This window comes from Streptomyces sp. NPDC107521 (assembly GCF_055598485.1).
In genome coordinates, this window is record NZ_JBVKAT010000002.1 from 649,411 (window position 1) to 663,284 (window position 13,874).

The 13,874-nt window shown below is 71.5% G+C and carries 15 protein-coding genes, 1 tRNA gene and 2 pseudogenes; 8 read left to right on the top strand and 10 right to left on the bottom strand.

Annotated features, from left to right (window positions below):
* Window positions 1–12: 12 nt before the first annotated feature.
* On the bottom strand, window positions 13–513 hold the full coding sequence (locus ACZ7LB_RS05930) for a MarR family winged helix-turn-helix transcriptional regulator (protein ID WP_471465620.1): 501 nt from the start codon (window positions 511–513) through the stop codon (window positions 13–15).
* A gap of 209 nt (window positions 514–722) precedes the next feature.
* Here ACZ7LB_RS05930 and ACZ7LB_RS05935 point away from each other — a divergent pair, with 209 nt between their 5' ends.
* The gene (locus tag ACZ7LB_RS05935) at window positions 723–923 is read left to right on the top strand and encodes a hypothetical protein (RefSeq protein ID WP_161228776.1); all 201 of its coding nucleotides are present in this window, start codon (window positions 723–725) and stop codon (window positions 921–923) included.
* A 283-nt stretch (window positions 924–1,206) separates the two neighbouring features.
* Here the strand turns inward: ACZ7LB_RS05935 and ACZ7LB_RS05940 are convergent, their stop codons facing one another.
* From ACZ7LB_RS05940 to ACZ7LB_RS05960, 5 genes are all read right to left on the bottom strand, one after another.
* Window positions 1,207–2,127 carry an RNA polymerase sigma factor SigF gene (locus ACZ7LB_RS05940; protein ID WP_471465566.1) on the bottom strand — a complete coding sequence of 307 codons (921 nt, stop codon included), beginning with the start codon at window positions 2,125–2,127 and terminating at the stop codon, window positions 1,207–1,209.
* A gap of 268 nt (window positions 2,128–2,395) precedes the next feature.
* Window positions 2,396–3,244 carry an RNA polymerase sigma factor SigF gene (locus ACZ7LB_RS05945; RefSeq protein ID WP_414930558.1) on the bottom strand — a complete coding sequence of 283 codons (849 nt, stop codon included), beginning with the start codon at window positions 3,242–3,244 and terminating at the stop codon, window positions 2,396–2,398.
* A gap of 395 nt (window positions 3,245–3,639) precedes the next feature.
* Complete coding sequence (locus ACZ7LB_RS05950) at window positions 3,640–3,933, bottom strand: Dabb family protein (protein ID WP_471465567.1); 294 nt, start codon at window positions 3,931–3,933, stop codon at window positions 3,640–3,642.
* Window positions 3,933–4,109: a hypothetical protein gene (locus tag ACZ7LB_RS05955; RefSeq protein ID WP_202551745.1), complete on the bottom strand. Its 177-nt coding sequence runs from the start codon at window positions 4,107–4,109 to the stop codon at window positions 3,933–3,935. The genes ACZ7LB_RS05950 and ACZ7LB_RS05955 overlap by 1 nt, the downstream gene beginning before the upstream one ends.
* A gap of 312 nt (window positions 4,110–4,421) precedes the next feature.
* Window positions 4,422–4,883 carry a P-loop nucleotide/nucleoside kinase family protein gene (locus ACZ7LB_RS05960; RefSeq protein WP_471465621.1) on the bottom strand — a complete coding sequence of 154 codons (462 nt, stop codon included), beginning with the start codon at window positions 4,881–4,883 and terminating at the stop codon, window positions 4,422–4,424.
* On the opposite strand from ACZ7LB_RS05960, the pseudogene ACZ7LB_RS05965 reads away from it, so the two are divergent.
* From ACZ7LB_RS05965 to ACZ7LB_RS05990, 6 genes and pseudogenes are all read left to right on the top strand, one after another.
* Window positions 4,825–5,034, top strand: a pseudogene (locus ACZ7LB_RS05965) (protein spdB); the annotation flags it as partial. The gene ACZ7LB_RS05960 and the pseudogene ACZ7LB_RS05965 overlap by 59 nt on opposite strands.
* Window positions 5,033–6,022 (top strand): annotated as a pseudogene (locus tag ACZ7LB_RS05970) (DUF3631 domain-containing protein); the annotation flags it as partial. The pseudogenes ACZ7LB_RS05965 and ACZ7LB_RS05970, both read left to right, overlap by 2 nt.
* A gap of 166 nt (window positions 6,023–6,188) precedes the next feature.
* Window positions 6,189–6,395, top strand: coding sequence for an excisionase family DNA-binding protein (locus ACZ7LB_RS05975; RefSeq protein ID WP_471465568.1), 207 nt, complete (start codon window positions 6,189–6,191; stop codon window positions 6,393–6,395).
* 79 nt (window positions 6,396–6,474) lie between these two features.
* Window positions 6,475–7,725: a tyrosine-type recombinase/integrase gene (locus ACZ7LB_RS05980; RefSeq protein ID WP_471465569.1), complete on the top strand. Its 1,251-nt coding sequence runs from the start codon at window positions 6,475–6,477 to the stop codon at window positions 7,723–7,725.
* A gap of 951 nt (window positions 7,726–8,676) precedes the next feature.
* Window positions 8,677–8,964: a hypothetical protein gene (locus ACZ7LB_RS05985; RefSeq protein WP_471465570.1), complete on the top strand. Its 288-nt coding sequence runs from the start codon at window positions 8,677–8,679 to the stop codon at window positions 8,962–8,964.
* The gene (locus ACZ7LB_RS05990) at window positions 8,961–9,755 is read left to right on the top strand and encodes a cyclic nucleotide-binding domain-containing protein (RefSeq protein ID WP_471465571.1); all 795 of its coding nucleotides are present in this window, start codon (window positions 8,961–8,963) and stop codon (window positions 9,753–9,755) included. The genes ACZ7LB_RS05985 and ACZ7LB_RS05990 overlap by 4 nt, the downstream gene beginning before the upstream one ends.
* A 150-nt stretch (window positions 9,756–9,905) precedes the next feature.
* On the opposite strand, the gene ACZ7LB_RS05995 is transcribed toward ACZ7LB_RS05990, so the two are convergent.
* The 4 genes from ACZ7LB_RS05995 to ACZ7LB_RS06010 all read right to left on the bottom strand — a co-directional run bounded on the left by ACZ7LB_RS05995 (window position 9,906) and on the right by ACZ7LB_RS06010 (window position 12,645).
* Window positions 9,906–9,990 (bottom strand) — tRNA-Ser (locus tag ACZ7LB_RS05995).
* A 252-nt stretch (window positions 9,991–10,242) separates the two neighbouring features.
* Entirely contained in the window at window positions 10,243–10,719 is a 477-nt protein-coding gene (tadA, locus tag ACZ7LB_RS06000; RefSeq protein WP_471465572.1) for a tRNA adenosine(34) deaminase TadA, read from the bottom strand.
* Window positions 10,720–10,733: 14 nt separating this feature from the next.
* On the bottom strand, window positions 10,734–11,279 hold the full coding sequence (locus tag ACZ7LB_RS06005) for a tRNA adenosine deaminase-associated protein (RefSeq protein ID WP_471465622.1): 546 nt from the start codon (window positions 11,277–11,279) through the stop codon (window positions 10,734–10,736).
* Window positions 11,280–12,045: 766 nt separating this feature from the next.
* A complete protein-coding gene (locus ACZ7LB_RS06010) occupies window positions 12,046–12,645 on the bottom strand; it encodes a response regulator (protein WP_471465627.1) in 600 nt (199 codons plus the stop codon).
* A gap of 580 nt (window positions 12,646–13,225) precedes the next feature.
* Here ACZ7LB_RS06010 and upp point away from each other — a divergent pair.
* Window positions 13,226–13,861, top strand: coding sequence for a uracil phosphoribosyltransferase (upp, locus tag ACZ7LB_RS06015; RefSeq protein ID WP_471465573.1), 636 nt, complete (start codon window positions 13,226–13,228; stop codon window positions 13,859–13,861).
* Window positions 13,862–13,874 lie beyond the last annotated feature (13 nt).

Consider the following 13,874-nt stretch of genomic DNA (forward strand, 5'->3'; position numbering starts at 1 on the left):
CATGGACTTCCTTTACTTCGTGGTGATCGGTGTACGGGTGGCCCGGTCGTCCGCGGGTGGTGCGGGGGGCCGGGACTGCGCGGGACGGCAGTCGTCGAAGCTCGCCCGGAGCCTGGTCATCAGGCGGGTGAGCTGGCCGACCTCGTCGTCGGTCCAGTCGCTCAGGCGGTCGGCCAGCAGCCGGGTCGTCCGTTCGGACAGCTCGTCGAGCTGGGCCCGGCCCGCCGGGGTCAGGCGCAGGATGCGCGAGCGCTTGTCGGCCGGGTCGGGGGACCGTTCGACCCACCCCCGCTCGGCGCTGTGGGCGACATGGCGGCTGGTCACCGACATGTCCACGGCGAGCAGCTCCGCCAGCCTGCTCATCCGCATGTCGCCGTGGCGGCCGAGCAGGGCCAGCACGGCGCCGGAGCCGCTGGGGCACTCGGCCGGCATCACCCGGCTCATCTCGCGCTTCACGGCGCCGAAGGCGCTGAGCTGACGGATCAGTTCCTCGTACCGCGCCCGGCCGGCCATGGCGCGCACCTCCCGCGTTTGTTGCTTAGGGCAACCATAGGAGCCGATGGTTGCTACAGGCAAACAAAAGAGGGGGTTTCTGTCGTCAAAAGTCGGCAAAGGCGGGTATTGCCGATGTAAACGCCCTGGTGGGAGATGGTGTGCCGGGGGTGGCCGGGGCCGGGGCCCGAGCTTGGGCCCTCCCGGCGGATTCGCTAGTGTCTCGGGCCATGGCGAACAACCAGGGCCCCCAGGGCAATTACGACCCCGCAGGCAGCACCCAGATGTTCCGCGCGTTCGTCGACGAGGGCGGTCCGCGGACCCCCCAGCAGGCGCAGACCGGCTCCTCCGGCCCCCGTGTCGGCGTGATCCTCGGCATCGTGGCCGCGGTGGTCGTCGTGGCGGCGGTGGCCTGGCTGGCGCTGAAGTAGACGGAACCCTTCCGGCGACCGCCGCGTGCCCCACGGGGCCGCGGCGGCCGTCGTGCTGCCCGGCGGGGCGGGCCGGGGCGCGGCTGACGGCACAGCGCCGGGCGCGGAGCGCGGACCGGCGGAGCGCGGACCGGCGGAGCGCGGACCGGCGGAGCGCGGACCGGCGGAGCGCGGACCGGCGGGGTGCGGACCGGCGGGGTGCGGCGACGTGTCCGGCCGCGCGCCGGTGCGCGGCGCACGGGTGCGGGCCCCGGCGCGGTGCGGCGGGGCCCGGCGGCCGGGGTCAGTCGGAGATGAGCCCCTCGCGGAGCTGCGAGAGGGTGCGGGTGAGCAGACGGGAGACGTGCATCTGGGAGATGCCGACCTCCTCGCCGATCTGCGACTGGGTCATGTTGGCGAAGAAGCGCAGCATGATGATCCGACGCTCCCGGGGCGGCAGCTTGGCCAGCAGGGGCTTGAGGGACTCGCGGTACTCCACGCCCTCCAGCGCCGTGTCCTCGTAGCCGAGGCGGTCCGCGAGCGAGCCCTCGCCGCCGTCGTCCTCCGGGGCGGGGGAGTCGAGCGAGGAGGCCGTGTAGGCGTTGCCGACCGCGAGGCCGTCGACCACGTCGTCCTCGGACACGCCCAGCGCGACGGCCAGTTCGGCGACGGTCGGCGAGCGGTCCAGCCGCTGCGACAGCTCGTCGCTGGCCTTGGTCAGCGCGAGGCGCAGCTCCTGGAGCCGGCGCGGCACCCGCACCGACCAGGAGGTGTCCCGGAAGAACCGCTTGATCTCCCCGACGACCGTCGGCATCGCGAAGGTCGGGAACTCCACGCCCCGCTCGCAGTCGAAGCGGTCGATCGCCTTGATCAGGCCGATGGTGCCGACCTGGACGATGTCCTCCATCGGCTCGTTGCGCGAGCGGAAGCGGGCGGCGGCGTAGCGCACCAGCGGGAGGTTCAGCTCGATCAGGGTGTCCCGGACGTAGGCGCGCTCGGGGCTGTCCGCGTCGAGCGCGGCGAGCCGCAGGAACAGGGAGCGGGACAGGGTGCGGGTGTCGATGGCGCCCGTCGGCGGGGCGGTCTGCTCCGCCGGGAGGGCCTGGGTCGGCACGGCATCGAGGGCCGGGACGTCGTCGATGGCTCCGAGCGCGTCGAGCGCGTCGGGCGCGGTCTCGCTCTCCGCGAGCGCGAGCACCTTCGAGCTGCCCTGTTCTGCGGACATGCCACCCCCTTTGGGTCGCGGGACGGTCACGGCGTACGGTCCCACGGTGGGAACGCAGCCTTCACCTGAATACCGGAACCGCGGCCCCGGCAAACGCGCTTCCGGCAGAATGTCACATGTCGGCAACGCGCTGTAGCGACATGTCGACATGTGAGACATGAAAAGGCCCTGGAATGAAGGGGTCTGACGGTGTTTCGGCTGAATTATGCGGGTGGCGGCGGGGTGCGGTGATTCGCCCCCACCGGTGAGGGATGGCGCGGGCTTTCGATTACGCCTCGATGCGGTTCGCCGACCGCAGCCGCTGGAAGCTGCGCGCCAGCAGCCGGGAGACGTGCATCTGGGAGACGCCCAGCTCGGCGCTGATCTGCGACTGGGTGAGGTTGCTGTAGTAGCGCAGCAGGAGGATGCGCTGCTCGCGCTCCGGGAGCTGGACGAGCAGATGGCGCACCAGGTCGCGGTGTTCGACGCCGTCCAGCGCGGGGTCCTCGTAGCCGAGCCGGTCCAGCAGTCCGGGCAGCCCGTCGCCCTCCTGCGCGGCCTCCAGCGAGGTGGCGTGGTACGACCGGCCCGCCTCGATGCAGGACAGCACCTCGTCCTCGCCGATCCGCAGCCGCTCCGCGATCTCGGCCGTGGTCGGGGTGCGCCCGAAGGCGGTGGTCAGGTCCTCGGTGGCGCTGTTGACCTGCACCCACAGCTCGTGCAGCCGCCGCGGCACGTGCACGGTGCGGACGTTGTCGCGGAAGTACCGCTTGATCTCCCCGACGACCGTCGGCATCGCGAAGGTCGGGAACTGCACGCCCCGGTCGGGGTCGAAGCGGTCGATGGCGTTGATCAGGCCGATGGTGCCGACCTGGACGACGTCCTCCATCGGCTCGTTGCGGGAGCGGAAGCGGGCGGCGGCGTAGCGCACCAGGGGGAGGTTGGCCTCGATGAGGGCCGCGCGCACCCGGGTGTGCTCCCGGGAGCCCGGCTCCAGCCCCTTGAGCTGGCCGAAGAGCACCTGGGTCAGGGCCCTGGTGTCCGCTCCCCGGCTCCGCCGCGGCGCGGCCTCGCGGCCCGGCGCGTCACGGAACGGCGTCCCCTGGGGCGGTGCTTGAGGCGCAGTACTGGCCGGCACGGTCAACTCCACCTCGTGATCCGTCGACTTGTCCGTCAACTCATCCGTCAAAAGCGGTCATAGCATCACAAGACATGTGCACTGTGTGCAAGCACCGTATAGCTCCGTGTTGTGGGGCGAATAATCCTCAAACGGGAAAATGCCCCGCACTGGAGGTGCGGGGCGGGGTGCGGAACGGCGTGCGCGGGGCGCGACACGGGGGTGCGTCCGGTGCGCGGCGTCATGGTGCGCGGGGCGCGTCCGGAGCGCGCGGAAGGGGCGCCTCGGGCGCGCCGGGGCGCGGGGAGGGCGCATGGCCCCGCGGGCGGCGCGGGGAGGCCGTGGAGGGGTGGCGGAGGGGTCCGGAGGCCCGGGAGGGGGCGCGGCGACGGGGGCGCGGAAGGGCGCCCGGCCGGTCAGACCTCGTAGTCGGCGATCACCCAGGTGGAGAACTCGCGCCAGAGGGCGACACAGGCCTGGTGCGCCGGGTGCTCGGCGTAGCGCCGCAGCGCGTCGGCGTCGTCCACGGCGGAGTTGATGGCGAAGTCGTAGGCGATGGGGCGGTCGCTGATGTTCCAGGCGCACTCCCAGGCGCGCAGCTCCTCGATCCGGCCGCCCAGGGCCCGGAAGGCCTCGGCGCCCTCCACGACGCGCGGGTCGTCCCGCCCGACGCCGTCGTTGAGCTTGAACAGCACGAGATGACGGATCATCACTTTCCTCCGTTGGCGGCCCAGGTCATGAAGTCACCGATGGCGCCGGCGGCGTCGGAGATGCCCTGGAAACCTATCTGGACGTAGTCGGCCGCCTTGGCGGGGTCCGTGATGATGATGTACAGCACGAAGACCACGAGCACATAGACGGCGATCTTCTTCGCGTGCACCGTCACCGCGGCCTCCCCTGTCCCCGTCGTACCGTCGATACGCGACTGCGGGACATGATCGCACGAAGGGCCCCGTCTTTCGACGGGGCCCTTCGGAAGCGGTAGCGGAGGGATTTGAACCCTCGGTGACTTGCGCCACACTCGCTTTCGAGGTCTGAACGGGCGGATCAGGGCGTCATTCGGGGATGTTCAGTCCCGTTCATTGCCGTACTCCGGCCCCGCTCCCGAACCGGTGTGAACGGCACTGGACGGAGGTGAATGAGACGGAAACTGAGACGGGGCGTGAACCTGCTGACCTGCGCGTCTTGTGCCTGGCGTTCAGGGGCGGGAGGCGTTCAGGGCCGTGAGCACCGTCGCCGGATCGCCGTCGTACAAGACGTGCGGTTCCTCCGCCGTGGGCGGGATGAACCGTGTGCGGTACCGCTGGAGGTCGCTTTCGGAGAAGAAGATCGCGTTGGGGTCGTCGGCGTGGAACTCGTTGCGCTTGCTGATCCTCGCCCATAGTTCGTCGTGAGTGGCCGAGAGATAGACGAGTACGGGAGTCGCGTCGGCGTCGGTAGCGATGGCACGCCACTTCGTCCGGTCTTCCGGTGTCCAGAAGCCGTGGTCAACGACGACATCGCGTCCGGCCTTGAGGAGCGCTCGCAGCTCGACGGCCACGTCTTCCAGGACCGGTCGCTCAAGGGTGGGGAAGACGCCGCGGGGGAAGTCGACGCCGTAGACGCCGCTGACGGCCGTGACGGCGGCCGGCGCACGCGTCGCCCGCGTCCAGGCCACCACCGCCCAGGCCCTCTCACGGGCCTGGGTGACGCTGGAGGAGACCCGTTCCGGGGAGGAGACCGGCAGGGCCCTGACCAGCGTGACGGCCCCCGTCACACCCAGCGTCACAGCCCGCTGGGAACTGCCCGTCTGGGGCCCCAGCGACCCCGTCACCCCCGCCCTGGACAGCGGGATCGGGCAAGTCCCGGGCGCTGGAGGTCGTGGAAACCCTCGTGCCGCACCCCATGACCGCCGTGAACGCGTCCGCCGCCGCCCTGTTCCGGTCCGTGTCCAACCCCAACGGCCGTCCCACGATCCTGTTCGACGAGATCGACACGGTCTTCGGCCCCAAGGCCGGGGACAACGAGGAACTGCGCGGCTTCCTCAACGCCGGACACCGCCGCACCGGTGTGACCTACCGGTGCATCGGGGACGGCGGCAACCAGACCGTCCAGGCGTTCCCCTCGTACTGCGCGGTCGCGGTCGCCGGACTCGGCAACCTCCCCGACACAATCATGACCCGCTCGGTCGTCATCCGCATGCGCCGCCGGGCCCGCAACGAGAAGGCGGAAGCCTTCCGCGCCCGCATCCACGAAGCCGAGGGACACAAGCTCCGCGACCGGCTCGCACAGTGGACCGAGCAGGCCCGGGACACCGTGATGGGGGCATGGCCGCAGATGCCCGAGGGCGTCACCGACCGCCCCGCCGACGTATGGGAACCCCTCCTCGCCATCGCGGACGCCGCCGGCGGCGACTGGCCCGAGCGGGCCCGCGAAGCCTGCGTCACCCTGGTCACCGCGTCCAAGGCCAACGACAAAGGCAGCCTGGGAGTCCGGCTGCTGACCGACCTGCGCGACCACGTCATGGTCGGCATCGACCGACTGCCCACCGTCGCCATCCTGGACCGGCTCAACGCCCTGGACGACGTCCCATGGGCCGACCTGCACGGCAAACCGCTCGACAACCGGCGCCTGTCCCGGATGCTCGCGGAATACATGACGACCGGCAACGAGCCCATTGCCTCCCGCAACATCAAGACTGCCGGAAGCGTCCTCAAGGGCTACTACGCCGCCGACCTCCACGACGCGTGGGCCCGCTACTGCCCCCCGCCCCCGGAAAGTCCGCTACCTCCGCTACCCGGCACCGAAAACCTCGCCTGACCAGCAATAACGCGGTAGCGGCAGCCCATTCCGGCAGCCGCTACCTCATCCGCTACCGCTACCTCATCCGCTACCTCCGACAGGCCCCTGACCTGCGAGGTAGCGGCGGTAGCGGAAGTAGCGGCCCTCAGGGACCCCCGGCAGGACAGCTCTGAAGGAGCCTTCTGTGAGCATCGCCACCGCGAACCCGGACCCCGTCTTCCTGACCGTCGAAGAGGCCACTCGCTGCCTGCGCGTCGGCCGCACCACCTGCTTCGCCCTCATCCGCACGGGTGAGCTGGAGTCCCTGACCATCGGCGGACTCCGACGCGTCCCGGCCGACGCCCCGGCCGCCTACCTCGCCCGCCGCCGCGCCGAGCAGCGCGCCGCTTGATCTTGCTGTGCACCGGAGGCCGCCTCATCGTGAGGCGGCCTCCCTGTTGACCCACCGCAATCCCGAAGGAGTCCCGCCTGTGGCGGAAGACCAGAAGCGCACCCGACAGCCCAACGGACGCTCATCCATCTACCAGGGCAAAGACGGCAAGTGGCACGGGCGTGTCACCGTCGGTATCCGCGACGACGGCAGGCCCGACCGCCGCCACGTGGAACGCAAGACCCGAGCCGAGGTCACGGCGGCCGTCCGTGAACTGGAGAAGCAGCGCGACAGCGGGTTGGTACGCAAGGCGGGTCGGGCCTGGACGGTAGAGGCGTGGCTGACCCACTGGGTGAAGACCATCGCCCCGCTGGCGGTTAACGAGAACACGATGGTCGGGTACGGCGTTGCTGTCCGGAAGCACCTCATCCCCGCGCTTGGGGCCCACCGCCTCGACAAGCTGGGGCCCGAGCACATCGAGCGCTTCTACGGGCGGATGCAGGCGGATGGCCGTCGGGCGGGCACGATCCATCAGATCCACCGCACTTTCCGAACGGCGCTCAACGAGGCCGTCCGGCGTGGCCACATCACCCGCAACCCGGTGCAGCTCGCCAAGGCGCCCCGCGTCAGCGAGGAGGAGATCAAGCCGTACACCGTCGAAGAGGTCAAGCGGCTGCTTCGGCGGAACTCCGCTCGCTGGGCCGTTGCGCTCGCTCTTGGCCTGCGACAGGGCGAGGCGTTGGGCCTCAAGTGGGCCGACGTTGATATGGAACGTGGCGTCTTGATGGTCCGCCGTAGTCGCCGCCGTCCGCGATACGCCCACGGGTGCGGCGACCCCTGCGGCCGGAAGGCCGGACACTGCCCGCAGCGGCAGCGCACCAACCCGGAGACGGCCGATACGAAGTCCCGGGCGGGCCGACGGACGGTCGGTCTGCCCGCACAGCTCGTCGACCTGCTCCGGGTCCATCGGGTGAAGCAGGATGCCGAGCGGGCGGCGGCGGGGGAGAAGTGGACGAATGAGGGCTGGCTGTTCGCTACTCCGGACGGGCGCGGTACTCCACCCCGCACCGACTATGACGACTGGAAGGAACTGCTGACTGACGCCCAGGTGAGGGACGGCCGGTTGCACGACGCCCGGCACACCGCTGCCACGGTGCTACTGATCCTCGGTGTCTCGGAGCGGGCCGTCATGGGTCTTATGGGTTGGTCCACCACGGCCATGGCTGCGCGATATCAGCACATGGTCGACTCCGTCCGCAGCGATGTCGCTCGGCAAGTCGACGGGCTGATCTGGAAGTCACCTGGGGAGGGATCGGACGGCGGTGACCGGGGTGCTGGAGGGAGTGGGTAGGCCGGGGGGGGGGGGGGGGAAGGACTGGGCGTGCTCGCGAGCGCATCCCGTCTGGGTTGTTCCGATGGTGGAGCTTCTCACTTGCACCCCAAAGTGAGGTGGCCAAGTGCATGCGCCACCGCTAAACAGCCCCCATCACCTATTCGAGTGATCCACTTCAAAGCCAGAGCGCACCAGAGAGTCGAAAGATGGGACCCAGACTTCTGAGGGCTACGTGCACCCTAAAATAGGGTGCACAAACCCCTACGGGTATGGGTTTGTGCCCTGTCGTGGCAGAGGATCCCTGCCAGTAGGGATTTTCACAACCGCGCTTGGTGTTTGCTTGGTGGCGCTGAACACACGGCTTTTTGGGAGCCCTCGCTCAGTGCTGGCCGGTGGCCCATCGGGGGTGGCTCCCCTGATAGGGCCCCGGCCCAACCTCTTTGCACGGCCCAAGGGATGTCCTGTAACCCCAGACACCGCTTGCCGATGCCTGGTCGGCCGGGCTTGGTCAGGATTTGGCTGAGGGCCGCGAGGCGTGGCATAACCGGACAAGCAGGTCTATCTGTGGTGACCCGCGGATCTCTGCCTGGGGTTACGGGGCGACGCCTCGCTGGCGGCTTCTGCTGGATGGCTCTGCCCCACGTTGGGGTGGGTCGTTCGGGCTCCGAGGACGCTCCAGGTCGTGACCGTGGCGCCCTTCAGTGCGGTATGTCGGATTCCGCTTAATGCCCGTCTGGGTCCGCTAGACGGTTGGATCCTGACACGCCATCGGGCCCTATCGCATGGGTATCCCTCTCGTGAGCAGGAATTGTTCTCCGGTCACACCCATGGCGTAACATTCACGGCTAACTGGTGACGGGCCGTTAGCCGCGGTCGCAGGTGTCACTGGGTGAGCGAGGTTCCCAAGAAACCCGCGGTCGAGCTTCGAGCGATTGGTCGAAGCTCGACCGCCTCTCGAAAGAGACAAGTGTGTTCAATGACGTCTACGTCACGGTCATCCTGATCTTTGGGATCGTATTGACCGCGGCCTGCTATGCCGTGCGGCGCCTGGAGGGCAGACCCGCCCGGATCGCATCCGTCCTCACGGCACTCGCCCTCCTTATCGGGGCGCTGGTGCCTGTCGTACGGCTTCTGACGGAGGCTGCCGCCCTGCCCGTCGAAGTCGTCGCGCCTACGGCACCGGCGGTGATCGTCTCCCCCAGCATGTCCCCTGATCCGAGTGCGATCCCCGATACCTCCTTCGCTGAGGGTAGGTGACGATGGCCGTTTCCACAGCAGTCGTCCCCCGGAGGCAGAACGAGTTCAGGACGATCTCCGACTTCTTCGCTCTGCATGGCCTGTCACCCGACTCCGTGGAGGCCCTTGCCTACGTCTCCCGTCTGCGTAGGAGGGGGCGCGGGCGGTCCATGGTGCTCGGGATAGCCAGGGCCGCCTACTTCCTCGTCGACGGCCGTGTAGCGGAACTCGTGCAGCCCGGCAAGGTCCGTCTGTGGCGTGAAGTGATGCTCTTCGAAGGCGTCACGAACGCTGCCTCCTTCTCCGGTGGGTACAAGGAGGAGACGTCGAATCGGAACCCGAAAGAGCTGATCGCGGGGACGACGTTGTCACGGTGTGTCTTCGTTGAGGTCCCCAACCCGAAGCTCACCTCCCTGGCGATGAGCGATCCTGCGGTTGCTCTGATGCTCGCGCGCATGTCAACTAAGCGGCACATGCTGACGGAACGGCTGTACACCGCGAGCCGGGCAGCTCCCGTCAGTCGGGTCGCCGCGCTGTTGCACTACCTCATCGAGCCCACCCGGCGGAGTGCGATCAAAACCCGGGAGGACGGTGTCATGGTGATGACGACCACTGAGGAACTAGTTGTCTCGGGTCCGAGTCAGGCTGACATCGCTGATGCGCTCTGTTTGGGCAGGGCAACCGTCGAGAAGGCAGTCGCCGAACTTCGACAGCTCAAGGCGCTAAGGTCCTTCAAGCCCGGAGAACGAGCGAACCGCTGCTACCCCATCGAAGATCGGGATCTCCTGCGGAATATCTCCCTGGGAGGGTAGGGCGGTCGCGGTGTCCGGCCCCTCCGAGGGGCCGGACACCGACTGGTCGTCGCTCACTCCCGAGTCAGGGAGGAGACGAACTGAGACGGGAACTGAGACGGAAGTGAAGAGAGGCGCCCGGTTCATCGAACCGGGCGCCTCTTCTACCTGCGGTAGCGGAGGGATTTGAACCCTCGGTGACTTGCGCCACACTCGCTTTCGAGGCGAGCTCCTTCGGCCGCTCGGACACGCTACCGAGAGAGACCTTACAGCACGGCGGGGCATGGTCAGAAATCGTTCCGGGGTGAGATCCGCGGGTGTTCCGGGGCGACGTCCGCGGGTGCTCCGGAGGCGGGTCCGGGGGTGCTCCGACGGCGGGTCCGGGGGTGCCGGGGAGCCGGGTCCGAGGGGGTTCGGGACCAGGACCCGCGGGTGCCCGGGCGCGGGTTCCGGCGGGCTGTTCGGCGGGCCGGTCCGGGGCCGGGCGGCGGGCAGGGCGGCCGGCCGGTCAGCGGGTCCGGAAGAAGTCCGTGAGCAGGGCGGCGCACTCCGCAGCGAGCACGCCCTCGATCACCTCGGGGCGGTGGTTGAGGCGGCGGTCGCGGACGACGTCCCACAGGGAGCCGGCCGCGCCCGCCTTCTCGTCCCGGGCGCCGTAGACGACCCGGTCCACCCGGGACTGGACGAGGGCGCCCGCGCACATCGTGCAGGGTTCCAGGGTGACGACGAGGGTGCAGTCGGTCAGCCGCCAGCCGCCCAGGGCGGCGGCGGCCCGGCGGATCGCCAGGACCTCGGCGTGGGCCGTGGGATCGCCGGTGGCCTCACGCTCGTTGTGCCCGGCCGCCAGGACGGTGCGGCGGTCGGGGGCCAGGACGACGGCGCCCACGGGGACGTCGCCGCCCTGAGCGGCCGCCCCGGCCTCGGCCAGGGCGAGCCGCATCGCGGACCGCCAGGGGCCGCGCACCGGGTCGGCGGGTCCCGCCATGTCGTTCGGTGTGCTCAGCGGACGGTCTCCAGGACTTCCAGGGCGCCCAGGGCCTCGGCGATCTCGCCGACGGCGTCCCCGGACATGACGCGCAGTTCCTTCTCGCTGACCCCGAGGTCGTCGAGGATCTCGATGTCGCCGACGGGCCCGTGCGGCACGGCGGAGTCGGCGGCGGCGCCGGACGCGCCGCCGTCGGCGTCCTCGCCGTCGTCGTCGGGTTCACCGTCCTCGGTGCCGTCGAGGTCGAGGGCGTCGAGGTCGTCGGCGCCGTCACCCGGCTCGCGGCCGAGCAGTTCGTCGGTGAGCAGGATCTCGCCGTAGCTGCTGCGGGCAGCGGCGGCGGCGTCCGACACGTAGATGCGCGGGTCGTCCTCGCCGTCCACCCGGACGACTCCGAACCACGCGTCCTCCTGCTCGATCAGCACGAGCACCGTGTCCTCGTCGGGGGACGCTTCCCGGGCCAGATCGGCCAGATCCGACAGGCTCTCCACATCGTCGAGCTCCGTGTCGCTCGCTTCCCACCCGTCTTCGGTGCGCGCGAGCAGTGCGGCGAAGTACACCGTGACTCTCCCACTGGTCATAGGCGTGCCGGCTGGGGGTTCCCCCGGCGGTGGTGTGCGGGCGGGGAGACGGTGCTTGAGCCCCACCCACGGGGAATCGTGGCAGAAACAGCGCCCACAGGGGACGTCTTCGGCGCCCTGTGTCCGGCAGTTTCGGCCGGTGGATCGGGAAACGCGCCGGGTGAACATGCCCCCGGCACCATCGCCACCACCACGAACCGGATCGTACGCGGATTCCCTTCCGCCCCCGCGCACACCGTTCCCCCGCGCCCGGCGCGCCGCCCGTACTTCCCCCGGGAGACGGTCTGACGCCCGGGCCCGTTCACCGGCCCGCTCCCCGGGAGGCCGGGCGGGGCGCGGCGGGCCGCTCTCCGGGGCGACGGGCGGGGCCTGGGGGGCGCGCGTGCGGGAGTGCGGGGTGCGGGACGCGGGGCGGGCGTGAGGCGCGCCCGGTGCCGCCGGGGGCACCGAGCCGTGAAGCGCGCGGGGCGCGGGGCGGGCGGGGCTGCCCGGTACTGCCGGGGGTCACGGGCGCCGGACCCGTGGGGCGCGAGGGAATGCCGGGGTGCCCGGATGCCCTCCGGGAGCCCGGGGCAGGCCCGGGGCCTGGGGGAGGGCCCGGGCCCGGAAGGAAGGGCCCGCAGGGCCGAGCCGCTCGCCCGTGGACCCGGCGCGGGATCCGCGGCGGTACGGGAGAGGCCGGGGCGCGCCTCCGGGCGGCGTGCCGTGCGGCAGGGCCGGACCGGGACCGGACCTGGACCGCCCGCTACCAGCGGAACGTGCGCATGCGCATGGCGTGGCGCAGCCGGGCCGCCTTGGCGCGGCGGGGCTGGACGCGGTCGCGCAGGGCGCGGGCCTCGGCGAGTTCGCGGAGGAACTGGGCGCGCCGCCGACGGCGCTCGGCGTCGGCCCCCGCCGCGTCGTCCGCCCCGTTCGCCCCGTCCTGACGGGACGCCCCGGAGGCACCGGCTTCCGTGGGAGCCCCGGGAGCCCCGGGAGCGCCGAGGGTGCCGGGAAGGGGGGACGTCCCGGGGGTGCCGGGAACGGGGGGAGCGCCGGACGCCCCGAGGGCATCGGGTACGCCGGGAGCCCCGGCGGGAGTACCGGAGGCTCCGGGCACCTCGGGCACGCCGCCGCGCGGGCCGTCCGGGTCCTCGTCCGGGTCCTCGTCCGGGGCCGGGCCCGGCGCGGTGGCGCCCGTGCCGCCCCGGCGTCGGGTCGCCGCGCCGTTCCGCCGTGGGGTCGGGGTGCCCCGGGTCCGGGCGGTGTCCGTGTCGTGCGTGGTCGGTGCCGTTGCCGGGGCCCGGTCGGGTGCCGGAGTGCCGGCGGATGCCGCGGGGTTGGTGCCGTCCCGTCGTCGGGTCACCTCGCCGTCCTGCCGTGCCGTCGGGGTGCCCTCGGCCCGGGGTGTGTCCGTGCGGTCCGGGGTCCCTGCCGCCGCCGGGGCGTCGTCCGGTGCCGCGCGGCCCGCGCCGCGCCGTCGGGCGGTGGGCGTTCCCGACCGGCCCGCGGGCCCGGTCCCGCCGCTCGGGGTCCCGGTGCCCCCGCTCCCGGAGGGCTCCGCGGTGTTCCGGGTGGCCGTCCGGGGGGTCCGGGGACCGTCGGTCCGGCCGTCGGGGCGGGGGCCGGGCCGGGCCGGGGAACGGGACGGGTCCCGGTCCGCGGGCGCCGCCGTGGCGTCCCGGCCGGGCGGGCGCGGCGGGCCGCCCCCGCCCGGGGGCCGGGCGCCGTCGCGGGGCGGGGTGCGCGCGGCGGACAGGCCGGGCGGACGCCGTGTCCCCGGGGGTGTCTCCCGGGGCGTGGCGCTGTGGAAGGTGTCGTCCGGCACCGTGTCATCACCCCGCGTCCGTTCCTCCCACCTTCCCCCGGACGAGTGGTTTGACGCCAGCGAGTGAGTGAAGCGCCGGGGGACGCCGGTATGCGGGGGTCCGGTTAATGTGGGGCCCATGCGTCTCCACGTCGTCGACCACCCCCTGGTCGCCCACAAGCTCACCACGCTGCGCGACCGGCGCACCGACTCCGCGACCTTCCGCCGCCTCGCCGACGAGCTGGTCACCCTGCTCGCCTACGAGGCCACCCGGGACGTGCGGACCGAGCAGGTCGACCTCCACACGCCGGTCGAGCGGACCACCGGCGTCAAGCTCTCCCACCCGCGCCCGCTGGTGGTGCCGATCCTGCGGGCCGGGCTCGGCATGCTGGACGGCATGGTCCGGCTGCTGCCGACCGCCGAGGTGGGCTTCCTGGGCATGATCCGCAACGAGGAGACGCTCCAGGCGTCCACCTACGCCACGCGCATGCCGGAGGACCTGTCGGGCCGCCAGGTGTACGTCCTGGACCCGATGCTGGCCACCGGCGGCACCCTGGTCGCCTCCATCCGCGAGCTGATCGGGCGCGGTGCCGACGACGTGACGGCGGTGGTGCTGCTGGCCGCGCCCGAGGGCGTCGAGCTGATGGAGCGCGAGCTGGCGGGCACCCCGGTGACGGTGGTGACGGCCTCGGTCGACCAGCGCCTCAACGAGCACGGCTACATCGTGCCGGGCCTCGGGGACGCGGGGGACCGCATGTACGGCGCCGCCGAGTAGACGGCGCGGCGGG